This is a genomic window from Neisseria basseii (assembly GCF_962707005.1).
Classification (GTDB): Bacteria; Pseudomonadota; Gammaproteobacteria; order Burkholderiales; family Neisseriaceae; genus Neisseria; species Neisseria bergeri.
The window spans coordinates 21305-43846 of record NZ_CAUIXH010000004.1; the positions used below are offsets into that span (position 1 = coordinate 21305).

Sequence of the window (22542 nt, forward strand, 5' to 3'; positions counted from 1 at the left end):
GGATGTTCCTTGTATGGGAAACCCGTTGCCGTCTGAACCTTGCCTGTAGAGTGCCGTTTTAATCATACCCGTTTCCCGCATTCGGTTGCGGGGTTGCCGAACATGAGTTGTGCCAGTTCCGCCCTTGCCTGTTTTGCGGTAGCCCTGTCGAATTTACGGTGGACGCGCACGACGAAATCCTGCGGCGGAAGATTGTTTTTGTTCAATCTGAACCAGTCGCGGATGATGCGTTTCATATAGTTCCGCTCGTTGGCGCGTTTGGCGGTTTTTTTGCCGACCACCAGACCGATGCGGGGATGGCCCAGCCCGTTGCCGTTTGAATGCGAAACTTGCAGCAGGTCGCGGCTGCGGCGGTTTCTGAATGCAAAAACGGATGAAAAATCATCCGTTTTCAACAAGCGGTACTGCCTTCCGAAGCGGTAGTCCAAAATTACACCGCCAGGCGTTTGCGGCCTTTGGCACGGCGTGCTGCCAGTACTGCGCGTCCGCCGCGTGTTTTGGAGCGCACGAGGAAGCCGTGGGTGCGTTTGCGTTTGGTAACGGAAGGTTGATAAGTGCGTTTCATGATGTTTCCTAAAATAGAATGGGTAGATAATTAAACCGTGAATTACACTCCAATTTGCCGCTTTTGTCAATCAATATAGAAACTTTGCAGGAGGATTGCCCGATTGCCTGCGGATTTCTGCCGCCTTTCTGTGGATAAATTTTTGCACGGGTTGTGGATAAAATGTCGGCGAGTCGGTATAATCGGTTCGCTGCATTTTGAACCGATGCGCGTTCAGAAGATTTGTTTTCTTTTTGAAAATATTATATTTTCTTTATTTTCGATTTCATCGTATTTCCTTTTCGGTTGAAACCCCGCCTTTTAGGGCGGTAGAATCAGAATTTATTTGAGAGGGGCGTAACCCCTTCCAAATCAGGGCAACACACAGGGCGACGCTTTATGTGTCGCCCTGTGTGTTGAAACATTTTTACCGATTCGAGCCTATCCATGACATTAGCAGAGTTTTGGCCGCTGTGCCTCCGCCGTCTTCACGATATGTTGCCTCACGGGCAGTTTGCGCAATGGATTGCGCCCCTTACCGTCGGTGAGGAGGGGGGGCTATGGGTGGTGTACGGCAAGAACCAGTTTGCCTGCAATATGCTCAAGAGCCAGTTTGCCGGAAAAATAGAAGCGGTGAGGGAAGAGTTGGCTGCCGGCCGTTCCGCCTTCGTATTCAAACCGGGAGAAGGCGTGCGTTATGAGATGGCGGCGGTTGAAGGTGCTGTCGAACCTGCCGAGCCGTCCTTGCACGCGGTGTCGGAGGGGATGCCCGTGCAGGAGGTTCTGTTGGACGAGCTGCCGTCTGAAGAGCCTGTCAAACCCGCTGCGTCGAAAACGGCGGCGGATATTTTGGCAGAACGTATGAAAAACCTCCCGCATGAGCCGCGCCATACTGCCGAACCTGCTTCCCGTCCGGAATCGGCGGCAGTTGCCAAAGCACGGACGGACGCGCAGGCCGGTGCGGAAGAGGCGCGTTACGAGCAGACCAACCTGTCGCGCGATTACACGTTCGGCACATTGGTCGAAGGCAAGGGCAACCGCCTTGCAGCGGCGGCGGCGCAGGCGATTGCGGAAAGTCCGGGACAGAGTTACAACCCGTTTTTCCTGTACGGCAGCACGGGTTTGGGCAAAACCCACCTGGTGCAAGCCATCGGCAACGAGCTTTTGAAAAACCGTCCCGACGCGAAAGTACGCTATATGCATTCGGACGATTATATCCGCAGCTTCATGAAAGCCGTGCGCAACAACACTTACGACGTGTTCAAACAGCAATACAAGCAATACGACCTGCTGATTATCGACGACATCCAGTTCATCAAAGGCAAAGACCGTACGATGGAAGAGTTTTTCTATCTGTACAACCATTTCCACAACGAGAAAAAACAGCTTATCCTCACTTGCGATGTTTTACCCGCCAAAATCGAAGGTATGGACGACCGCCTCAAATCCCGTTTTTCATGGGGACTGACTTTGGAACTCGAGCCGCCCGAATTGGAAATGCGTATCGCCATTTTGCAGAAAAAGGCGGAAGCGGCGGGCATCAGTATCGAAGACGAAGCCGCGCTGTTCATTGCCAATCTGATCCGTTCCAACGTGCGCGAGCTTGAAGGCGCGTTCAACCGTGTCGGAGCGAGCAGCCGCTTTATGAACCGTCCCGTCATCGACATCGATTTGGCGCGTACCGCTTTGCAGGACATTATTGCCGAGAAGCACAAAGTCATCACCGCCGACATCATCATCGATGCGGTGGCGAAATATTACCGCATCAAAATCAGCGACGTACTCGGCAAAAAACGCACGCGCAACATTGCCCGTCCGCGTCAGGTTGCCATGAGCCTGACCAAAGAACTGACCACTTTGAGCCTGCCGTCTATCGGCGATTCGTTCGGCGGACGCGACCATACGACCGTCATGCACGGCATCAGGGCGGTGGCGAAACTGCGCGAGGAAGACCCCGAGTTGGCGCAGGATTATGAGAAACTGCTGATTCTGATTCAAAACTGACCGGACACGCCTTTCAGACGGCATGACATTGCCCATGCCGTCTGAAAGGTAAGAAATCCAACCGATTTAAGGAGCGAAAATGTTGATTTTACAAGCCGAACGCGACAGCCTGCTCAAGCCGCTGCAAGCCGTTACCGGCATCGTCGAACGCCGCCACACCCTGCCCATCCTGTCCAATGTGCTGATTGAGGGCAAAGGCGGTCAGACCAAACTCTTGGCAACCGATTTGGAAATCCAAATCGACACTGCGGGTCCCGAGGGCGGCGCGGGCGACTTCCGCATAACCACCAATGCCAAGAAATTTCAGGACATTTTGCGCGCGCTGCCTGCCGGTGCGCTGGTGTCGCTGGATTGGGACGACAGCCGTCTGACGCTGAAGGCGGGCAAATCGCGTTTTGCACTTCAGACCCTGCCTGCCGCCGATTTTCCGATGATGAATGTCGGCGAGGACATCAGCGCGACTTTCTCGCTGGAGCAGGAGCGTTTCAAAACCATGCTGTCGCAAGTGCAGTACAGCATGGCGGTGCAGGACATCCGCTATTATCTCAACGGTCTGCTGATGCAGGTTGAGGGCAGCCAGTTGCGTCTGGTGGCGACCGACGGACACCGCCTTGCCTATGCAGCCTGCGCGATTGATGCGGATTTGCCGCGCGCCGAAGTGATTTTGCCGCGCAAAACGGTGCTGGAACTGTTCAAACTGTTGAACAACCCCGACGATCCGATTCAAATCGAGCTGCTGGACAAACAGGTGCGTTTCCAATGCAACGGCACGACCATCGTCAGCAAGGTCATCGACGGCAAATTCCCCGATTTCAACCGCGTGATTCCTTTGGACAACGACAAGATTTTCGTGTTGTCGAGGGCGGAATTGTTGGGCGCACTGGAACGTGCATCGATTCTTGCCAATGAAAAATTCCGCGGTGCGCGATTGTTTTTGCAGCCCGGCCTCTTGAGCGTTGTGTGCAGCAACAACGAACAGGAAGAAGCGCGCGAAGAAATCGAGATTGCCTATCAGGGCGGCGGACTTGAGGTCGGTTTCAATATCGGTTATTTGATGGACGTGTTGCGAAATATTCATTCCGACGATGTGCAGCTTGCTTTCGGCGATGCCAACCGTTCGACCTTGTTTACCGTACCGAACAATCCGAATTTCAAATATATCGTGATGCCGATGCGCATCTGATTGGTTCACCGCAAGTGTGCGTGTGGAAAGAATAACCCCGAAACAGAGGAGACGGTTTCGGGGTTTCCCATATTCGGCGTATATCGGCACATACGGTATCCGGTATGGTTTGCCGTGACAAGGTGGATTGGCCGGTAAAACGGATGCCGTCTGAAATCCTGTTTCAGACGGCATTTTGACGGAGCATGGGTTTGGTAGGACGGTCAGCCTCCGAGCAAATCCCACAAATCGTTTTGCAGGTCGACTTCGGATTCGCCTTCGGCAGGTGTAGCCCTGATATAGCTGCCGTCCGGCTGCATCAGCCATGCATGGGTGTTGTCGTCCAGTGCCATGGTCAGTCCTTCATGTATAACGCGCTTTTTGAGGGTCGGCGTGGTAATGGGCGTTGCTACTTCAATGCGGCGGAAGAAGTTGCGCCCCATCCAGTCTGCGCTGGAAATGAACGTATCGTCCGCGCCGTTGTTGTGGAAGCAGTAAATCCGTGAGTGTTCGAGCTGTCTACCGACGATGGAGCGGACGCGGATGTTTTCGGACAATCCTTTTACACTGGGACGCAGGGTGCACATACCGCGCACAATCAAATCGATTTGCACACCTGCCGCGCTTGCCCGATACAGGGCTTCGATGACGGTCGGTTCGATGAGCGAATTCATCTTGGCGGTAATCCGCGCCGGTTTGCCGGCTTTGGCGTGTTCGGTTTCCTGCTTGATGCGGTCGATGACCATTTTGTGCAGGGTAAACGGACTTTGGTAGAGTTTGTTCAGACGGCCCGGCTTGCCCAAGCCTGTGATTTCCATGAACAATGTGTTCACATCGGCGGTGATTTGTTCGTCGGCGGTAATGAGGCCGAAGTCGGTGTAGATGCGCGATGTGCCTTGGTGGTAGTTGCCCGTGCCGAGGTGGGCGTAACGCTTGAGCACGCCGTCTTCGCGGCGGATGATGAGTGCCATTTTGGCGTGGACTTTGTAGCCGAACACGCCGTACACGACGTGCGCGCCCGCCTCTTCGAGCTGCTTCGCCCAGTTGACGTTGTTGGCTTCGTCAAAACGCGCCATCAGTTCGACGACGACGGTTACTTGTTTGCCGGCGAGTGCCGCCTTCATCAGGGCGCGGACGAGTTCGGAGCGCGTGCCGGTGCGGTAAATCGTCATTTTGACGGCAAGCACGGCGGGGTCGGCGGCGGCTTCGCGTATCATATCGACCACGGGATCGAAGGATTGGTAGGGGTGGTGCAGCAGGATGGGAGATTGGCGCACCAAATTGAAGATCGGGCTGTTTTTGCCCAAGGCTTTCAGACGGCCCGGCGTGTGCGGGGGAAATTTCAAATCGGGGCGGTTGACCAAATCGGGGACGGCGTTGAGGCGCACGAGGTTGACCGGACCTTTGACTTGGTAAAGTTCGGCAGCGGTCAGCCTGAATTGCGCGAGCAGAAAGTCGCGGATGTAGGCGGGACAGGTGTCGGCGACTTCGAGCCGCACGCCGTCGCCGTATTCGCGGTCGTGCAGTTCGTTTTGAATGGCGGCGCGGAGGTTTTGCACGTCTTCTTCATCGACGTTCAAATCGCTGTCGCGCGTGAGGCGGAACTGGTGGCAGCCTTTGACGTTCATGCCCGGGAAAAGTTTGCCGACGTGGGTGTGGAGGATGGACGACAGGAAGACGAAGCCGTGTCCGCCGCCACACAGTTCGGACGGCAGGGGAACAACGCGCGGCAGGATGCGCGGTGCTTGGACAATCGCCATACCCGAAGGTCTGCCGAACGCGTCCGTGCCGTCGAGTTCGACGGCGAAGTTGAGCGATTTGTTCAGTGGGCGCGGGAAGGGGTGGGAAGGGTCGAGTCCGATGGGGGTCAGGATCGGCAGCAGTTCGCGGTCGAAATAGTCTTCGATCCATTTTTTCTGCGCGCCCGTCCAATTGCGGCGGCGGTAAAAATGGATGCCTTCCTGCGCCAGCTCGGGCTGAAGGACGTTGTTGAACAGGTCGTACTGGTGCCGAATCAGCGAACGTGCTGCCTTAGTAACGTCCGCAATGGTTTCAGACGGCATTTTGCCGTTGTCCAGCCTGCGCCGGGGGTGCAGCTTGTTTTCACGCTTGAGCCACGCCATGCGGACTTCGAAAAACTCGTCAAGATTGGACGACACGATGCACAGGAAGCGCAGGCGTTCCAAAAGGGGAACGTTTCTGTCTTCCGCCTGCGCCAACACGCGGCGGTTGAATGCCAGCAGGCTCAGTTCGCGGCAGAGGATGCGGTTTTGTTCGGGCATAAGGTTCTCCCAAAGATGGTTGTTGTTCGGTCGGAGCGGGCGGACAATGCCGTCTGAAGGCTTGGCGGCACCTGCGCCGGTTTCAGACGGCATGACGTGGCGGACAGTCTGTTTCAGGCATCGGGGCAATGTGAAAACGGATACCGGCGCGTGCGGTATCCGTCTGTTTCAAATCACTTCCAACACAAAATAATGACGCAGTTTTTCATACACCGCATCGCTGACATTGATGCAGCCGTTGGTCATAATCCTGTCGGACACAACCGAAGATGCGATACGTTCGTTCCGCCTTTCCGACGGTATCTGATTCCAAACGCGGTGCAGGGCGAAAAGAAAGTCGCCCTCCTGTTTGAAACCGATGACTTCGCCGCCGTAACCGGGCTTGTCGGTACTGTTCAGCGTCAGTCCGAACGTCCCCTTGGGTGTGGCAACACCGATGAGGACGGGGTGGCACTGCCTGTCATCGGCAAAACAGAGTTCCGCTTTGGATGTATCGACGATGACTTTTTTCTTTTGGATATAGGCATTGACCGCATCCGGCTGCCCTTGTGCGAATACGGGGGAAGCCGTCAGCAGGCAGCACAATATCCCTGAAAGCAGGCGGGGCGGCATTGCGTATTATTGGCGGATACGTTTCGGTTTTGCCGGTACGATTTCGCGGATGATGACTTGCGGCTCGGCTTTGGGTGCGGGCGGCGGGCAGACGGCATCTTTCGGGAAGACGGGATTCCAGTAGAAGCTGCGGGCAAATTTGTCCTTATCGAAAATCACTTTGTATTGGCAGGTGGTAACGCCTTCCACGCCGGAAGTGTTTTCAGGGTCGATACCCACGCCCGGGGTATGGAAGTGGAACAGGTAGTCCCATTCGCGCACGCCGTACATACCTTCGTCGTAATGCGGGCGGCCCAGGATTTTGTAGATGTCGTCTTTGCTCAGACCGGGGCGCATCAAGTCCAATTCGTCATAAGTCGGGAATGTGCCGCGCTTGTTGTCGAGCGTTACGGAATAAGGTTTCGGGAAAACCGGATTGTCGGTCGTGCCGTCGGCTTTGACGTTGCTTTTGGTTGCACAAGCAGACAGAATGCCTGCCGCCAATACTGCCAAGCCCGGTTTGACGATTTGTTTGATTTTCATATGCAGAATCCTTTTTTACCTGATGCCCGTCTGCCTTTTGTTCGGAAGAGCCGCATCAGGAGGGTTTTAAACGTTTGATTTTGGTTTGTAATATTAGCATAAAAAACGTGCGTATCAGTAAACGCGGTGTATTTGTACGGCATACGGAATAATGCGCGTGCGAATTTACGCATCCTGCCGGCAATTTGCCGATTCGCCGACATCGGCAACCTGTTATAATTCCTCCTTTAAATTCCTAACGTTTTCAAGCGAAAAACAGAATGACCATGCAAGAACATTACCAGCCCGCCGCCATCGAGCCTGCGGCGCAGAAAAAATGGGACGATGCCCGTATTTTCAACGTCTCCGAAGACGCTTCCAAACCCAAATATTATTGCCTTTCGATGTTCCCCTACCCCAGCGGCAAGCTGCATATGGGGCATGTGCGCAACTACACCATCGGCGACGTATTGAGCCGCTTCAAACGCTTAAACGGCTTCAACGTCATGCAGCCTATGGGTTGGGACGCGTTCGGTATGCCGGCGGAAAACGCGGCGATGAAAAACAACGTCGCCCCCGCCGCATGGACTTACGACAACATCGAATACATGAAAACCCAGCTCAAAAGCCTGGGTTTTGCGATTGACTGGGAACGCGAAGTCGCCACCTGCAAACCCGAATACTACCGCTGGGAACAATGGCTGTTTACCAAGCTGTTTGAAAAAGGCATCGTCTATCGCAAAAACGGCACGGTAAACTGGGACCCTGTCGACCAAACCGTCCTTGCCAACGAGCAAGTCATCGACGGGCGCGGCTGGCGTTCAGGCGCGTTGATCGAAAAACGCGAAATCCCGATGTATTACTTCAAAATCACGGATTACGCCGAAGAGCTGCTCAACGATTTGGACAAGCTGGAACACTGGCCGGAACAAGTCAAAACCATGCAGCGCAACTGGATCGGCAAATCACGCGGTATGACCGTGCGCTTCGCCGTTTCAGACGACAGCAAACAGGGCTTGGAAGGCGATTACGAGAAATTCCTGCAAGTTTATACCACCCGCCCCGACACGCTGATGGGCGCGACTTATGTTGCCGTTGCCGCCGAGCATCCGCTGGCAACCGCCGCAGCCGCCGACAAACCTGAATTGCAGGCATTTATCGCCGAATGCAAAGCGGGCTCTGTTGCCGAAGCCGACATGGCGACGATGGAGAAAAAAGGCGTGCCGACCGGCCGCTACGTCGTCAACCCGCTCAACGGCGACAAGCTGGAAGTGTGGATTGCCAACTATGTATTGTGGGGCTACGGCGACGGCGCAGTGATGGCGGTTCCGGCGCACGACGAACGCGATTTTGAGTTTGCCACCAAATACAACCTGCCGAAAAAACAAGTCATTGCCGTCGGCGACAACGCATTCGACGCAAACCAATGGCAAGAATGGTACGGCGACAAAGAAAACGGTGTATTGGTCAACAGCGGCGACTTGGACGGCTTGGATTTTCAGACGGCATTCGATGCCGTTGCCGCCAAGCTGCAAAGCCAAGGCGCGGGCGAACCGAAAACCCAATACCGCCTGCGCGACTGGGGTATTTCGCGCCAACGCTACTGGGGCTGCCCGATTCCCATCGTCCATTGCGAACAATGCGGCGACGTCCCCGTCCCAGCCGACCAACTGCCGGTCGTCCTGCCTGAAAACGTCGTACCCGACGGTATGGGTTCGCCGCTGGCAAAAATGCCCGAGTTTTACGAAACTGCCTGCCCGTGCTGCGGCGGCGCGGCGAAACGCGAAACCGACACCATGGACACCTTCATGGAATCGAGCTGGTATTTCTTCCGCTACATGTCTCCTCAATTCGCGGAAGGCATGGTATCGGCTGAAGCCGCGAAATACTGGGGCGCGGTCGACCAATACATCGGCGGTATCGAACACGCGATTCTGCACCTCTTGTACGCGCGCTTCTTCACCAAACTGATGCGCGACGAAGGCTTGGTCAGCGTGGACGAACCGTTTGAACGCCTGCTCACGCAAGGCATGGTCGTCTGCGAAACCTACTACCGTGAAAACGACAAAGGCGGCAAAGACTGGATCAACCCTGCCGATGTCGAGCTGACCTTTGACGACAAAGGCCGCCCCGTTTCCGCCGTCCTCAAAGCCGACGGGCAGCCCGTCGTCATCAGCGGTACGGAAAAAATGTCCAAGTCCAAAAACAACGGCGTCGATCCGCAAGAACTGATTAACGCCTACGGCGCAGACACCGCCCGCCTGTTCATGATGTTCGCCGCACCGCCCGAACAGTCCCTCGAATGGAGCGACAGCGGCGTCGAAGGCGCGCACCGCTTCCTGCGTCGTCTGTGGCGTACCGTTTACGAATACCTGAAGCAAGGCGGCGCGGTCAAAGCGTTTGCAGGCAGCCAAGACGGTTTGTCTAAAGAACTCAAAGACCTGCGCCACAAACTGCATTCCACCATCGCCAAAGTCAGCGACGACTACGGCCGCCGCCAGCAGTTCAACACCGCCATCGCCGCCGTGATGGAATTGCTCAACCAATACGACAAAACCGACACCGGCGGCGAACAAGGACGCGCCGTCGCCCAAGAAGTATTGGAAACCGCCGTACGCCTGCTGTGGCCCATCGTGCCGCACATCTGCGAAACCCTGTGGAGCGAATTGAACGGCGCGAAACTGTGGGAAGCAGGCTGGCCGACAGTCGACGAAGCCGCCTTGGTCAAATCCGAAATCGAAGTGATGGTTCAAGTCAACGGCAAACTGCGCGGCAAAATCACCGTCGCCGCCGACGCATCCAAAGCCGACCTCGAAGCCGCCGCACTCGCCACCGAAGGCGCAGTGAAATTCATGGAAGGCAAACCGGCCAAGAAAATCATCGTCGTACCGGGCAGACTGGTGAACATCGTGGTGTAAATCTTTTTAAAAACATTAAACAATGTTAAGATGCCGTCCGAAATCCGTTTTGGATTCAGACGGCATTTTTTGAATTTAATTTTTTAAGGGATAAGCCTAATATGAAATTTCCTTCCTTCCTTCCTTCCTTCCTTCCTTCCTTCCTTCCTTCCTTCCTTCCTTCCTTCCTTCCTTCCTTCCTTCCTTCCTTCCTTCCTTCCTTCCTTCCTTCCTTCCTTCCTTCCTTCCTTTAAACGGATAGTCTGTCTGTCGGCAGCAATCTCGATATTGGGAGGTTGTGCGGTCGTTGCTGATGTTTACGGTCATGATTCCGCCACAATGAACGCTACGGCTGCCAAAGATTATATGAAAACGGTTGAATTGAACAAGTCTGCCGGCAATGTCGATACCACATCCAAAACAGCCCGCAGGGTGCAGGCAGTATTTCGACGTATGCTGCCTTATGCCGATGCGGCAAATAATACCGGCCATAGGTTTGACTGGAAAATGACGGTTTTCAAAAACGATGAGCTGAACGCGTGGGCGATGCCCGGCGGGAAAATGGCGTTTTATACGGGGATAGTCGACAAACTCAAGCTGACCGATGACGAAATTGCCGCCATTATGGGGCATGAAATGACGCACGCCCTGCATGAACACGGTAAAAATAAGGTCGGGCAGCAAATCTTGACCAATACGGCGGCGCAGATAGGCACGCAGATTATATTAGACAAAAAACCGGACACTAATCCGGAATTGGTCGGATTGGGTATGGATATTTTGGGAACGTACGGTCTTACTTTGCCTTATAGCCGTAGCTTGGAAGAAGAAGCCGATGAGGGGGGAATGATGTTGATGGCGCAGGCAGGCTATCATCCGGCGGCCGCTGTCAGGGTTTGGGAAAAAATGAATCAGGAAAACGACCAAAACGGCTTTATTTATGCTATTACCTCTACCCATCCGACAAACAATGCCCGTATAGAAAATCTAAAACGGTTGTTGCCGACCGTTATGCCGGTTTATGAGCAAAGTGTCAGAAATAAGGGGCGCGTTAATAAAAAACGTCGGCGGTAAGGGAAGGAAATCGAGAATTTGAGCTGTTGTTTCAAAATGCCGTCTGAAATCCGTTTGAGATTCAGACGGCATTTAAACAGTTCTGCGCCCCGCCCGTTTTGCCTTCAAGCCCGCGCCTCCGATGCGGGCGCAAAAAAATCCCCGTGCCTCGCGGTCGGGCTATGCCGTCTGCACCGCCGCCGTTTCGGCTTGGTTTGTGCGGTCGGGCATTTGTGCGGCTATGCCCTGATATTCGGTTCGGCGGTCTTGCCTGTCTTGGCAGGCATATTCAGCAGCGCGTCTATTGTGAACTTGCTGATTTTGCCGTTTGCCAAGTCAGTTACGCAATGGCTTCGATGCCCTTGTTTTTGACGATGGTCAGCAGCTTCAACGCCGCGCCGCTGGGCTTTTTAACGCCCCGCTCCCAAGCCGAAACGTGATTTTTTCCTACGTTGAGATAGATGGCGAAAGCGGCTTGCGATAGTGCCTCCTTCTCCCTGATTGCCTTGATGTCTTCGCCACTCAAGGGTCTGATTTCAGTCAGGCAGGACTTGTCAAAGTCGCGCATAGTCTTTTTGTCGATTGCGCCGATGTCGTGCAGCCCCTGCATGGTTTCGTGTATTGCTGCGAAAATCTCGCTTTTATATTTCATGGCTGTATCTCCGTAAAAGTGCCGTTTGATTTGGCTTGCTCTATGTCGGTTTCTGTCATTGCCAAGATGATGGCGGCGGCTTTCTTTAATTCTGCAAGTTCTTTGTCCGTGATGTTTTCGCGGTCGTTCTTGGCAAAGGCGGTCATGAAAAACGCCCGTTTTCCCTGCCTGAAAAATATCAGGCTGCGATAGCCGCCGCTTCTGCCTTGTCCTTGCCTTGCTATGCGCTGCTTAATCACACCGCCGCCAAGGTCTGCATCTGTCAGCCCCTTATCCGCCCGCTCTGCCGCCTCTATCAGCTCGGAATCGCTGATTTTATGTTTCTTGGCAAATTTCGCCATCCATCGGTTTTTGAATATCCGCATCGTGCCGCCGTCGGTTTAGTGATACTTGGAATTATACCAAAGACAGATAAGACGGCAAGCCGCCTGATTCCCCGGCTTATGCCGTCTGAAGTACCGGCGGTCAATCTGCCTGTTTTTTTAATCAATCAATGCCAATGGCTCAAATTTCCGTTTTTAGCGCGTTTCGCCGTTTGCCTATGCCGTAATATTCCCAAACGGTTTAGCCATCTTTCCTACCAAAAATTGGTGCATTTCCGTGCGTTTCGGCTTTCTGTCCCACTGCGCTCCCACCGCCAAGACGGCAAAAAAACGGAAACGCGCAAAACCTGTTACCGATTTGTTACTACTTATTACCGTAATCGTTACCGATTTTTTTATTATTTTATTTCATATACTTATTTTTATAATATCTTTCAGTAACGGCGGTAACGTGTAAGGGTAGTGCATTTCTATATAGGGGTTTCCCGAGAACCAAAAAAACCGCTCTGCATCTTGGACGGTTTTCCCCTTATTACTTACGGTTCGTCAGTATTCACCGCAAGCTCTTTTCCGCTTGGCATTTCTGATTTGGCGGTCGTTCAGCTTTATTTTTGCGGTATTTTTCGGATACCGTAAAAAATCAGGTTAGTTCAATTAGGGCGGATTGGACGGGATTGCACCGTCAGGAAGGGGGACGGCAGGATAACAATCAGTCTGAAAGCCTTGTATTTATTAGGCTTGGTTGACGGTATTAGACAGGATTAAACGAAAAAAAACGCTTAGAATTTCTAAGCGTTTTTGTATGTTGGTGCCGACAGCGAGATTTGAACTCGCACAGCCTACGGCCACTACCCCCTCAAGATAGCGTGTCTACCAATTTCACCATGTCGGCATTTGAAAAACTGTTATTTCTGCTGTTGAGGAACAGGGGCAGAAGGTTCGGTATTGTTTACGGGTTTGGGTGCTTGCTGTGTTTGCCGCACGTTGCTGAAGTCCAAACCGTGTTTTGTCGTGTGGGTGTGAATATACACCATAGCCATACAGCTTGCAAAGAAAAATGTTGCTGCAACGGCGGTCGAACGGCTGAGGAAGTTGGCGTTGCCCGCCGAGCCGAATACGCCTTGCGCGCTGCCGCTTCCCGATCCGAAGGTCGCGCCTGCATCCGCGCCTTTGCCGTGTTGGAGCAATACTAACACGATGACGGCCAAGGCGGAAATGATATTAATAATCCAAATAAGGGTTTTGAAGGCTTCCATATTTTTCTACGCATTTTGTGCGGCACTGATGATGGCGGTAAAGGAGTCGTACGACAATGACGCGCCGCCGACGAGTGCGCCGTCCACATAAGGTACTGCGAAGATGTCGGCTGCGTTGTTCGCCTTCACACTTCCGCCGTAAAGGACGCGGATTTTAACATCGCTTCCGCACAAAGACAAGATTTCTTTGTAGATGAATGCGTGCATGTCGGCAATCTGTTCGACGGTGGCGACTTTGCCTGTACCAATCGCCCAAACCGGCTCGTAGGCAACAGCGATGTTTTTGGTATTCAAACCTTGCAGGATGGAAAGCTGGTGGGCGATGACTTCGTGTTCTTTGCCGGCTTCGCGCTCTTCGAGGCTTTCACCGACGCACAATAATGGAATCAATCCGACGTTGAGGACGTTTTCCATTTTGCGGCGTTGGATTTCGTTTTTTTCGCCGAAATAAAGGCTGCGTTCGGAGTGTCCGATGAGGACGATGTCTGTGCCGATGTCGGCGAGCATTTCGGCGGACACTTCGCCGGTGTATGCGCCGTTGTTGGGGAAGCGGCTCACGTCTTGGGCGCAGGTGAGGATGCGGTTGTTTAAGACGATTTGCATGGCGTTGTGCAGTTGCAGCAGGTAAACGGTTGGGGCGGCGAGTCCGATGAGGACGCGTTCGGCGGTGGGGAGGATGCGGAAGCGGTGCATGAGTGCGTTGTTGTTTTGGAGCCGGCCGTTCATTTTCCAGTTGCCGATGACCCATTTTTGATCCCACATTCCGATTTGGTGATACATCTTTTTTGCTCCGTGTCGTGTTTTTTCTGTCTGCCGCGTGTGGCGCGTTGCAATGTGAAGTTTAGTGGATATGCGGCGGGTTCGCAACTTGGGGCGGGCGGCTGAGGGGCGGTTTGGAATGCTGTTTCGGGCAGGCTGTTTTATAATGGCTGCCTGATATGTATGCAAATATGGGAGATGTGATGCACGCGCTTCATTTTTCGGCTTCGGACAAGGCCGCGCTTTATCGTGAGGTGTTGCCGCAGATTGAGTCTGTGGTGGCGGACGAGGCGGATTGGGTGGCGAATTTGGCGAACACGGCGGCGGTTTTGAAGGAGGCGTTCGGCTGGTTTTGGGTGGGTTTTTATTTGGTCGATACGCGTTCGGACGAATTGGTTTTGGCACCGTTTCAGGGGCCTTTGGCGTGTACGCGGATTCCGTTCGGACGCGGGGTGTGCGGCCAGGCTTGGGCGAAGGGCGAGACGGTGGTTGTTAAGGATGTGAACGCGCATCCCGACCATATTGCCTGTTCGTCTTTGTCGCGTTCGGAGATTGTCGTGCCGCTGTTTTCAGACGGCCGCTGTATCGGCGTGTTGGACGCGGACAGCGAACATTTGGCGCAGTTTGATGAGGCGGATGCGTTGTATTTGGGAAAACTGGCGAAGATTTTGGAGAAGCGGTTTGAGGCTTCGCGTCAGGCGGTTTGAGACTGGCAAAACGGGCGGGCTTCGCGTACCGAAGTTGGCGCGGCGGTAGTGTGGTTTTATAATGCCTGCCATTGATAAAACAATTATTTGACGGAGCATAAAATGGATTTTGATAAAGCGCGCTTCAACATGGTCGAGCAGCAGGTTAGGCCTTGGGATGTATTGGATTTTGATGTGTTGGACGCATTGGAGGAGATTCCGCGCGAACTTTTCGTCAATGAGGCCTTGCAGGGTTTGGCGTATGCGGATATGGAACTGCCGCTTGCCAACGGTCACAAGATGCTGGAGCCGAAAGTCGTGGCCCGGTTGGCGCAAGGCTTGAAGCTGACGAAAAACGATACGGTTCTGGAAATCGGTACGGGCTCGGGCTATGCGACCGCGCTTTTAGCAAAATTGGCGGGCAAAGTGGTTTCGGACGACCTCGATGCCGAACAGCAAAAGCGCGCCAAAGCGGTTTTGGACGGCTTGTCTTTGGAAAACATTGATTATGTGCAAAATAACGGGTTGACCGAACTTTCCGCAGGTGCGCCGTTTGATGCGGTTTACGTCGGCGGTGCGGTCAATATTGTGCCTGATGTGTTGAAACAACAGTTAAAAGATGGCGGACGCATGGTGGTTATCGTAGGACGCAAGCCTGTTCAACGCGCGCTTTTGATTACGCGTCAAGGCGATACGTTTGAAGAGAAGGCACTGTTCGATACTTTGGTGGCCAATTTGACCGATAAGGATGCCCATCCTTTCGACAGTTTTAATTTTTGATGTTCGGATTGTGATGCCGTCTGAAAGCAGATTGCGTTTCAGACGGCATTTTGTTCGATTGGGGAAAGGAAACCCGATGGATATTGTGCAACTCTCGCCGTTGGCACTGAAAATTTGGATGGATGAGGGACGGGCGTTCCGACTGTTGGACGTGCGAACGGATGAAGAAGCGGCGATTTGTTCGCTGCCCGATGCGGTACATATCCCGATGAATCTGATTCCGCTACGGCAGAACGAGCTGCCGGACGACGGCGTGCCGCTTGTGGTGTATTGCCATCACGGTATCCGCAGCCTGCATACGGCGATATATTTGGCCGATGCGGGATTTGAAAACCTGTACAACCTTCAGGGCGGCATCGACGTGTGGGCGGTTGAGGTTGACGCGGAAATGGCGCGGTATTGAAGGCGGCTTCAGACGGCATTCCTTATCGGATACGGTACGGAATGCCGTCTTGATTTATGATGCCAAAAATTCTTTAAGAAACAATAAGACGCACGCCATTTCATCGGCGGATTCGCGTTGCGTGCCGTTGCCGGTATGGCCGCCGCCGTCCGGAGCGTAGAGCCACGATTGCGCGGAGATTTCGCGCAGTTTGGCGTAGAACTTGAGCGCGTGGGCGGGATGGACGCGGTCGTCGCTGAGGCTGGTAGTGATGAGTGCGGGCGGGTATGGCACGTCGTCTGAAAGATTGTGATACGGCGACAATTCACCCAGCCAGCGTTTGCAGACTTCGTATTTTTGCGGATTGCCGTATTCGTCCGTCCAGCTTGCGCCGGCGGAGAGCAGTGGATAGCGGATCATGTCGGTCAGCGGCACTTCACACACCAGCGCGCCGATGCTTTGCGGCTCGCGCACGAAGGCGGCGGCGGTAATCAGGCCGCCGTTGCTGCCGCCCTGCAAGCCGATGTGTTTGGGCGAACTCATGCCGCGTTCGGACAAATCGCGCACAACTGCCAATAAATCATCAACGCTTTTGTGTTTGCTGATGCCCTGCGCTGCTTGATGCCAACGCGGGCCAAATTCGCCGCCGCCGCGGATGTTTGCCAACACAAAAGCATTGCCCTCTTCCAGCCAATATTTGCCGACACTGCCCAGATAATGAGGCAATTCGGGAATGCCAAAACCGCCGTAGGCATAGACCAAAGTCGACGTGTCGGGTGTGGCGTTTTTGCCGACGTGGAAATAAGGAATGCGCTCGCCGTCGGCTGAAGTCGTCCAAAACTGCTGCACGTTGATGCCGTCTGAATCAAACTGCTGCGGCTGGCGGCGCATGACGGTCAGTTCCATCACGTTCAAATCCAGTGCAAACAGCGTCAGCGGCGTGGTGAAATCGCTGGCGGCAAGGTAAACCACGTCGCCGCCCCAAGGCTGGTCGGTCATTTCCAGCGCGCCCGACGGCAGGCGCGGCAACTCGGCTTCCTGCCATTTCCCGTCGGCAAAACGCCACGCTTTCAGACGGCCTTGTACGTTTTCCAGCAGGCTCGCCACCACGAAACGCTTGGTCGTTTCCACGCTTTCCAATGCCTGCGTTTCATCAGGAGCAAACAAAAGCTGCGCCGCACCCAATTCGCCCCGATTCAGTTTCACCGCCACCAGCGCGCCGCTCGGATAGCTTTGGTTCGCGCGGTTCCAGTCCTTGCGCAGCGTCAGCAAAAGATGCCCCGCCAGATAGCCGACCACGTCGCAATCGGCGGGCAGGTTCAACGGCTTCACCTCGCCTTCAGACGACACTTGCAAATATGTCTTAGTATAAAAACCGTCCGACGCTTCAATCAAATCAATCGGCGAACCCTGCGGATCGAGGTAACGCCACGCATTCACCATCATTCCGTCTTCGCCGATTTGGTACACCGGCAGGCTTTCCTCAAAACTCTTGCCGCGCTCCACCAGCCACACCTCTCGCGGATAGCCCGATTCGGTCAACTGCCGTTCGTCCCAAGCCGGACACACCCACACGCTGTTTTCATCGCGCCAAGACACATGGTTTTTCCCCGCCGGAAAATGAAAGCCGCCCTCGACCAGCCCGCCCGCTTCCAAATCCACTTCCAGCGTATAAGCCGTATCGCCGCCCGACTTACTCAAAGTCAACAGCGCGCGGTTGGGCTGCTCCACCAAGTGCGACACCCCGCCCAGATACACATCGTCGCCGAGCAGCCCGTCGAAATCCGCCACCGAAAACAAGATTTTCCACTCAGGATAGCCCGAACGGTAGGTCGCCGCCGTACACACGCGGTACACGCCCTTCGGATACTCCGCGTCCTGATGGAAATGGTACATCCGCGCGCGGTGTTCCTGACAAAACGGAATCTGCCGCGTATCCTGCATCTGCGCCAAAATCCCGTCCGACAGCGCACGCGCCTTATCGTTGTCCAAAAAGCGTGCACGCGTTTCGGCATGCGCTTCAGCGGCGAAGTTTTGCGTTTCGGCGGAATCGAGGTTTTCAAAATGGCGGTAGGGGTCGGGGTAGGATTTCATCGGAGTCCTTGAGGGTCGGGCAGGTCTTTAATAATCGGGGAAATGCCGTCTGAAACGGGGTTCGGACGGCATTTCTGCGGCGGCTTTCCGTTGCGGTCAGCGGTGCAGGCGACGCACCAGAATATGCGAGTTCCGTCCGTTGTTGCGGTAGGCTTTGCGCCGCGTTTCGGGCAACTCGTCTTCCGATGCCGTCTGAAAGCCGCGTTCGGCAAACCATTCGCCGGTATTTGTGGAGAGGGCGAACAGCCTGCTTATGCCCATACTGCGCGCCTTATCGATGATGTGGGCAAGCAGGCGTTCGCCGTAGCCGCCGTCCTGTGCCTGCGGCGAGACGGCAAGGCAGGCGATTTCGCCGCAATCGGCTTCGGCAAAGGTTTTGAGTGCGGCACAGCCGTACAGGTTGCCGTCGTGTTCGAGGATGGAAAATTCGGAAATGTGGTTTTCGAGGTATTCGCGGCTGCGGTGCAGCAGGATGCCCTGTTCTTCCAGCGGGCGGATGAGGGCGGCGATGTGCGGAATGTCGCCGCTGTGCGCCCGACGGATGGAGACGAAGGCTTCTTTGGCAATGGACGTGCCGATGCCGTTGCGGGTGAAGAGTTCTTGCAGCAGGCTGCCGTCGGCGGCCCCGTTGAGGATTTGGACGCGGTGCACGCCGCCTTCGAGCGCGGCAACGGCGGACGAAATCAGCCGTCGCGTTTCGCCGCCGGCGTGTTCCGCCAGCGATTGCGCTTCCTGTGCCGAGAGGGTTTCGGCGAGTGTGCCGTCGGGGCGGGAAATGCCGTCTGAAAGGGTCAGGTAAACGAGTTTTTCGGCCTGAAGCGAGACGGCGACGGAAGCGGCGGTTTGAAGCATATCGAGATGGAAGGTTTTGCCGCCGTAGGAATGCCCGAGAGGCGGCAGCCAGACGATATTGCCCGCTTCGAGTTGGAAGCGGAGGGCGGCGGTGTCGGTTTTGCGGATAACGCCCGCGTATTCCATATCGGTTCCGTCAATCACGCCTATTGGACGGGCGGTCAGGAAGTTGCCCGATACGAGCGGGACGGAAGGCGCGCGCGCAAACCCGGAAACGCTGCCGCACAATGCGGCTTCAAAACGGCTGCGGACGGTGCCGGCAAACTGCTGCGCCTGTCCGAGCGAGGTTTCGCCGGTAACGCGCAAACCCCGGCAATAATGCGGCGTGCGGCCTTGCGCGGCGGCGAGGCGGTCGAGGAAGTGGCGTGCGCCGTGGATGAGGACGAGGCGGATGCCCAGTTGCGACAACAGCCCGATGTCGGCGGCGAGCTTGTTTAAGGTATCGCCTTCGAGCAGGCGGTCGTCTATGCCGGCGACCAGTGTCGTGCCGCGCATTTGGCGGATGTAGGGGGCGGCTTCGCGGAAGTGGGCGACAAAGCTGTCGGGCGCGTTCATAGGATGACGAGGTAGGAAAGCTGCATAATGAGGACGATAAGCGCGAACAGGGTTGCAATAGTCCAGTTGAACCCTTCCTGACGGGCGGGCGCGGCGGGCGGTACGGAAACCTGCGGTGCGGCGGCAGGGGCAGCGGCAGGCGCAGGCGGCGTATCGTGTAGGGTTGTGCCGCCGTTGAGGATACCGGCGATTTCGTCGCGGGAAATCTGTTTTTTGCCGATGGCGTGCGTGCCGATGCGGTGGACGAGTTTGACATCCGAAACAGCTTCGGGCAAATCGTTGAATATGGGTTCTTTCGTGCTTGCCAGATGGTCTTTGGCTTTAAACAGCCCTTCGCATTTTTGGCAGACGACGAAGCCTTGGGCGACATTGAGCTGGGTTTCTTTGACCCAGAGGCGGGTTTTGCAGTGCGGACAGAAGCAGGCGGGCATGATGTTTTCTCGGTGTGTGTCGGTTTGATGCCGTCTGAAGCGGCAGGCGGTTCGGACGGCATGGGTTTTGTTTTTATCCTACGCCGTACTGCCGGCGGTAGGTGCGGACGGGTTCGAGGAACTGTCCGAATTCGGGGTTGTTTTGCAGCAGTGTGAAGAGGTCGTTCAGGTTGGCGATGGGAACGACGGGCAGTCCGTATTGTTTTTTCACTTCCTGAACGGCGGACAATTCACCCGTGCCTTTTTCCATACGGTCGAGCGCGATGGCGACGCCGGCGGGGGTTGCGCCCTCCGCTTCAATCAGCTTGATCGATTCGCGTACGGATGTGCCGGCGGAAATCACATCGTCGATAATCAGCACGCGCCCTTTAAGCGGCGCACCAACCAACACGCCGCCTTCGCCGTGGTCTTTGGCTTCTTTGCGGTTATAGGCAAACGGGACGTTCACGCCTTTTTCCGCCAGCATCATCGCGGTTGCCGCCGCCAAAATAATGCCTTTGTAGGCGGGGCCGAACAGCATATCGAATCGGATGCCGCTTTCAATGATGGATTGTGCGTAAAATTTTGCCAGTTGCAGCGTGGATGCGCCGTCGTTGAAGAGTCCGGCGTTGAAGAAATAGGGCGACCGCCGTCCGGCTTTGGTGGTAAATTCGCCGAATTTCAAAACATTTTGGGCGAGGGAGAATTTGAGGAAATCTTGGCGGAAATCGGTCATTTTGTGCTTTCTGTCAGATATTGGGACGCAGTTGCGATTCTACCGCCCCGTGCGGCGCGCTTCAACTGCCGCCGCCTTGCGCCAAGACACGTTTGAGCTGCTTGAGCGTCTGCCAGGCGCGGGCTTTGAGTTCGGGTTGGCGCAACAGCCGGGCGGGATGGTCGATGATGAAGAAGGGGCGGCCGGCGCACAGGGTCTTAATCATCGCCTGCCGTTCCGGTTTGACAAACGCCTGTCCGAGGAACAGGACGGCGGGTGCGCGGCAGCCGTCGAGTTCGCGGGCGGTTTGTTCCAGCGCATTTGCGATTGCCGCTTCAGACGGCATCGGGTTGCCGACGGAGGCGGTTTTCACCCAACAGGTTTTGTGGACATAGGCGGCATCGATCCCTGCGGCCTTGAGGATATTGTCGAGTAGGACACCCGCTTTGCCGTGGAACAGTTGCCCGTAAACCATATCCTCGGTCGGCGGACACAGGCTGACGACGGCGAGTCTGGTGATGCCCGAAGCGGCAGGAACGGGGGCAATGCCGTCTGAAAGGTCGGGCAGCAGGTCGGCTTCGGGTGCGGGAACGGGTTTACGATCGTGTTCGGGTGCGGCGGCTTTCAGTGCCGCCATCGTTTCGAGCCGCGCCTGACCGTTATGGGGCTGGGAAGGGCGAATCGGCGCGGTGCGGACGGTTTGGGGACGTGCCTGTGTCGGGGTTGCGGGTGTGTTTTTGGGCGGCAGGACGGCGGCGGTCTGTTTCAGCCACATCGGGCCCAAGCCCAAAGCCTCGTGCAGGTGGAGGTAGCGCGCGCTTAACATATTTTCTCCATCAAGACGGCATCTTCGGTTTGCCCGTCGGTGGCGCGGTAATAGTTTTTCCGCCTGCCCGCAATGCTGAAGCCGTGCGCCGTGTACAGTGCCTGTGCGGCGGTGTTGCCTGCACGGACTTCGAGCAGCAGGCGTTGCGTGCCTTCGGGCAGATGTGCGTACCAATATTCGAGCAGGGCGGACGCAATCCCTTGGCGGCGGCATTCAGGCGCGGTGGCAATCAGGTGCAGTTCGGATTCGTCGGGCAGGTTCTGCCAAACGATAAAGGCGGCAATCCCGCCGTCTTTTTCCGCAAGGAAAACCTGTTCGGACGGCGAAACCAGTGCGGACTCAAATTGGCGTTGCGTCCACGCGGACGGGTTGCAGACGGCATCGAGCGCGGCGAGTGCCGCGCAATCGGCATAAACGGCACGGCGGATGTTCACGGGCGCGCTCTCCGTTCCGCCTGTTCTTTGGCAGTCAGGGCAATTTTGTCGCGGACGTAGAGCAGTTCGGCGTGTGCCACAGTGACGGCGGGAAAACCGCCTTCCGCCGCCAGATTGAGGAAGTCGGCGGCGGTCGGCATATCGGGTTTGCCTGCGAAGGGCGGACGGTTTTCCAGTGCGAACGCGCTGCCTATGCCGTCTGAAAAGACGTGTCCCTCGGGGAGGGCGATGTCTGCCGCCTTACCGACCTGATAACCGCTCAAACGGCGGCAGTTCAGCGTATCGAACCATGCATAAAACACTTCGCCCATACGAGCGTCCGCAGCGGCAAGGATGCAGCTTTGCGGCGGCGGCAGCGAGGCGGCGGCATCGAGCGTGGGGATGCCGATTAAAGGCGTATCGAACGGCGTTGCCAAACCTTGCGCCACGCCGATGCCGATACGCAGTCCCGTAAACGCGCCGGGGCCTTTCGCATAAACAATCGCCCCCAAATCGGCGGCGGTAATGTCCGCATTTCGGAACAGGGTGCGGATTTCCGACAGGATCAGTTCGGATTGGCGGCTGCCGGCCTCCTGATGGAACAGGCGGGTTTCGCCGTCGGCGCGCAGCGCGAGCGACAAATAGGAAGTTCCGGTATCGACGGCGAGGACGGGGCGGTTGAAATCGGCTTGCATGGTGTGGTTCTCGTTGGTTCAGACGGCATTATATAGTGAAATCGGCTTGCCTGCCGTGCCGTCGTGTCCTAGGGCGGCATGGCGCAAAA

26 protein-coding genes and 1 tRNA gene are annotated in these 22542 nt (G+C 55.6%); 9 read left to right on the plus strand and 18 right to left on the minus strand.

What is annotated here, in order from left to right; genetic code table 11:
• Positions 1 to 62 precede the first annotated feature (62 nt).
• Both rnpA and rpmH read right to left on the minus strand, forming a co-directional pair.
• On the minus strand, positions 63 to 428 hold the full coding sequence (gene rnpA, locus Q9I99_RS03070; RefSeq protein ID WP_301666971.1) for a ribonuclease P protein component: 366 nt from the start codon (positions 426 to 428) through the stop codon (positions 63 to 65).
• A 2-nt stretch (positions 429 to 430) separates the two neighbouring features.
• Positions 431 to 565 carry a 50S ribosomal protein L34 gene (rpmH, locus tag Q9I99_RS03075; RefSeq protein WP_002214728.1) on the minus strand — a complete coding sequence of 45 codons (135 nt, stop codon included), beginning with the start codon at positions 563 to 565 and terminating at the stop codon, positions 431 to 433.
• A gap of 426 nt (positions 566 to 991) precedes the next feature.
• Between rpmH and dnaA the strand changes: the two genes are divergently transcribed.
• Complete coding sequence (gene dnaA / locus Q9I99_RS03080) at positions 992 to 2548, plus strand: chromosomal replication initiator protein DnaA (RefSeq protein WP_118792443.1); 1557 nt, start codon at positions 992 to 994, stop codon at positions 2546 to 2548.
• 79 nt (positions 2549 to 2627) lie between these two features.
• On the plus strand, positions 2628 to 3731 hold the full coding sequence (gene dnaN / locus Q9I99_RS03085) for a DNA polymerase III subunit beta (protein ID WP_301666959.1): 1104 nt from the start codon (positions 2628 to 2630) through the stop codon (positions 3729 to 3731).
• Between the two features lie 203 nt (positions 3732 to 3934).
• On the opposite strand, the gene ppk1 is transcribed toward dnaN, so the two are convergent.
• From ppk1 to Q9I99_RS03100, 3 genes are all read right to left on the minus strand, one after another.
• Positions 3935 to 5992, minus strand: a complete 2058-nt coding sequence (gene ppk1 / locus Q9I99_RS03090) for a polyphosphate kinase 1 (protein WP_301667000.1) — start codon at positions 5990 to 5992, stop codon at positions 3935 to 3937.
• Between the two features lie 168 nt (positions 5993 to 6160).
• Positions 6161 to 6604: a murein L,D-transpeptidase gene (locus tag Q9I99_RS03095; RefSeq protein WP_301666958.1), complete on the minus strand. Its 444-nt coding sequence runs from the start codon at positions 6602 to 6604 to the stop codon at positions 6161 to 6163.
• Between the two features lie 6 nt (positions 6605 to 6610).
• Complete coding sequence (locus tag Q9I99_RS03100; protein ID WP_301666957.1) at positions 6611 to 7126, minus strand: outer membrane protein assembly factor BamE; 516 nt, start codon at positions 7124 to 7126, stop codon at positions 6611 to 6613.
• Positions 7127 to 7392: 266 nt separating this feature from the next.
• Between Q9I99_RS03100 and leuS the strand changes: the two genes are divergently transcribed.
• Positions 7393 to 10023: a leucine--tRNA ligase gene (leuS, locus tag Q9I99_RS03105; protein ID WP_301666999.1), complete on the plus strand. Its 2631-nt coding sequence runs from the start codon at positions 7393 to 7395 to the stop codon at positions 10021 to 10023.
• 96 nt (positions 10024 to 10119) lie between these two features.
• Here leuS and Q9I99_RS03110 read toward each other — a convergent pair whose 3' ends face one another.
• On the minus strand, positions 10120 to 10329 hold the full coding sequence (locus tag Q9I99_RS03110) for a FliH/SctL family protein (protein ID WP_301666956.1): 210 nt from the start codon (positions 10327 to 10329) through the stop codon (positions 10120 to 10122).
• Here Q9I99_RS03110 and Q9I99_RS03115 point away from each other — a divergent pair.
• Both Q9I99_RS03115 and Q9I99_RS03120 read left to right on the plus strand, forming a co-directional pair.
• The gene (locus tag Q9I99_RS03115; RefSeq protein ID WP_373325189.1) at positions 10261 to 11076 is read left to right on the plus strand and encodes a M48 family metallopeptidase; all 816 of its coding nucleotides are present in this window, start codon (positions 10261 to 10263) and stop codon (positions 11074 to 11076) included. The genes Q9I99_RS03110 and Q9I99_RS03115 overlap by 69 nt on opposite strands.
• 36 nt (positions 11077 to 11112) lie before the next feature.
• Positions 11113 to 11427 carry a hypothetical protein gene (locus Q9I99_RS03120; protein WP_301666954.1) on the plus strand — a complete coding sequence of 105 codons (315 nt, stop codon included), beginning with the start codon at positions 11113 to 11115 and terminating at the stop codon, positions 11425 to 11427.
• On the opposite strand, the gene Q9I99_RS03125 is transcribed toward Q9I99_RS03120, so the two are convergent.
• Both Q9I99_RS03125 and Q9I99_RS03130 read right to left on the minus strand, forming a co-directional pair.
• The gene (locus tag Q9I99_RS03125; protein ID WP_301666953.1) at positions 11396 to 11707 is read right to left on the minus strand and encodes a helix-turn-helix domain-containing protein; all 312 of its coding nucleotides are present in this window, start codon (positions 11705 to 11707) and stop codon (positions 11396 to 11398) included. The two genes, Q9I99_RS03120 and Q9I99_RS03125, sit on opposite strands and share 32 nt — an antisense overlap.
• A complete protein-coding gene (locus Q9I99_RS03130; protein WP_301666952.1) occupies positions 11704 to 12072 on the minus strand; it encodes a type II toxin-antitoxin system RelE/ParE family toxin in 369 nt (122 codons plus the stop codon). The genes Q9I99_RS03125 and Q9I99_RS03130 overlap by 4 nt, the downstream gene beginning before the upstream one ends.
• A gap of 78 nt (positions 12073 to 12150) precedes the next feature.
• Here Q9I99_RS03130 and Q9I99_RS03135 point away from each other — a divergent pair, with 78 nt between their 5' ends.
• Entirely contained in the window at positions 12151 to 12471 is a 321-nt protein-coding gene (locus Q9I99_RS03135) for a hypothetical protein (RefSeq protein ID WP_301666951.1), read from the plus strand.
• Positions 12472 to 12836: 365 nt separating this feature from the next.
• On the opposite strand, the gene Q9I99_RS03140 is transcribed toward Q9I99_RS03135, so the two are convergent.
• The 3 genes from Q9I99_RS03140 to tpiA form a co-directional block, all read right to left on the minus strand.
• A tRNA-Leu gene (locus tag Q9I99_RS03140) sits at positions 12837 to 12922 on the minus strand.
• Positions 12923 to 12935: 13 nt separating this feature from the next.
• Positions 12936 to 13286: a preprotein translocase subunit SecG gene (secG, locus tag Q9I99_RS03145; RefSeq protein WP_301666950.1), complete on the minus strand. Its 351-nt coding sequence runs from the start codon at positions 13284 to 13286 to the stop codon at positions 12936 to 12938.
• 6 nt (positions 13287 to 13292) lie between these two features.
• Positions 13293 to 14066 (minus strand): triose-phosphate isomerase, encoded by a 774-nt coding sequence (gene tpiA, locus Q9I99_RS03150; RefSeq protein ID WP_301666949.1) that lies wholly within the window; start codon positions 14064 to 14066, stop codon positions 13293 to 13295.
• 158 nt (positions 14067 to 14224) lie between these two features.
• On the opposite strand from tpiA, the gene Q9I99_RS03155 reads away from it, so the two are divergent.
• From Q9I99_RS03155 to Q9I99_RS03165, 3 genes are all read left to right on the plus strand, one after another.
• On the plus strand, positions 14225 to 14752 hold the full coding sequence (locus tag Q9I99_RS03155; RefSeq protein ID WP_301666948.1) for a free L-methionine (R)-S-oxide reductase MsrC: 528 nt from the start codon (positions 14225 to 14227) through the stop codon (positions 14750 to 14752).
• A 102-nt stretch (positions 14753 to 14854) separates the two neighbouring features.
• A complete protein-coding gene (locus Q9I99_RS03160) occupies positions 14855 to 15511 on the plus strand; it encodes a protein-L-isoaspartate O-methyltransferase family protein (protein ID WP_188210741.1) in 657 nt (218 codons plus the stop codon).
• A gap of 76 nt (positions 15512 to 15587) precedes the next feature.
• The gene (locus Q9I99_RS03165) at positions 15588 to 15914 is read left to right on the plus strand and encodes a rhodanese-like domain-containing protein (protein WP_301666998.1); all 327 of its coding nucleotides are present in this window, start codon (positions 15588 to 15590) and stop codon (positions 15912 to 15914) included.
• 54 nt (positions 15915 to 15968) lie between these two features.
• Here Q9I99_RS03165 and Q9I99_RS03170 read toward each other — a convergent pair whose 3' ends face one another.
• The 7 genes from Q9I99_RS03170 to tsaB form a co-directional block, all read right to left on the minus strand.
• Positions 15969 to 17987 carry a prolyl oligopeptidase family serine peptidase gene (locus tag Q9I99_RS03170; protein WP_301666947.1) on the minus strand — a complete coding sequence of 673 codons (2019 nt, stop codon included), beginning with the start codon at positions 17985 to 17987 and terminating at the stop codon, positions 15969 to 15971.
• 96 nt (positions 17988 to 18083) lie between these two features.
• Positions 18084 to 19394, minus strand: coding sequence for an amino-acid N-acetyltransferase (argA, locus tag Q9I99_RS03175; protein ID WP_301666946.1), 1311 nt, complete (start codon positions 19392 to 19394; stop codon positions 18084 to 18086).
• The gene (locus Q9I99_RS03180; RefSeq protein ID WP_301666945.1) at positions 19391 to 19825 is read right to left on the minus strand and encodes an MJ0042-type zinc finger domain-containing protein; all 435 of its coding nucleotides are present in this window, start codon (positions 19823 to 19825) and stop codon (positions 19391 to 19393) included. Before Q9I99_RS03180 ends, argA begins: the two co-directional genes overlap by 4 nt.
• Before the next feature lie 73 nt (positions 19826 to 19898).
• Complete coding sequence (pyrE, locus tag Q9I99_RS03185; RefSeq protein ID WP_301666944.1) at positions 19899 to 20540, minus strand: orotate phosphoribosyltransferase; 642 nt, start codon at positions 20538 to 20540, stop codon at positions 19899 to 19901.
• A 61-nt stretch (positions 20541 to 20601) separates the two neighbouring features.
• On the minus strand, positions 20602 to 21345 hold the full coding sequence (locus tag Q9I99_RS03190) for a uracil-DNA glycosylase family protein (RefSeq protein WP_301666943.1): 744 nt from the start codon (positions 21343 to 21345) through the stop codon (positions 20602 to 20604).
• A complete protein-coding gene (gene rimI, locus Q9I99_RS03195) occupies positions 21339 to 21779 on the minus strand; it encodes a ribosomal protein S18-alanine N-acetyltransferase (RefSeq protein WP_301666942.1) in 441 nt (146 codons plus the stop codon). The genes Q9I99_RS03190 and rimI overlap by 7 nt, the downstream gene beginning before the upstream one ends.
• A complete protein-coding gene (gene tsaB, locus Q9I99_RS03200; protein WP_301666941.1) occupies positions 21776 to 22453 on the minus strand; it encodes a tRNA (adenosine(37)-N6)-threonylcarbamoyltransferase complex dimerization subunit type 1 TsaB in 678 nt (225 codons plus the stop codon). Before tsaB ends, rimI begins: the two co-directional genes overlap by 4 nt.
• Positions 22454 to 22542 lie beyond the last annotated feature (89 nt).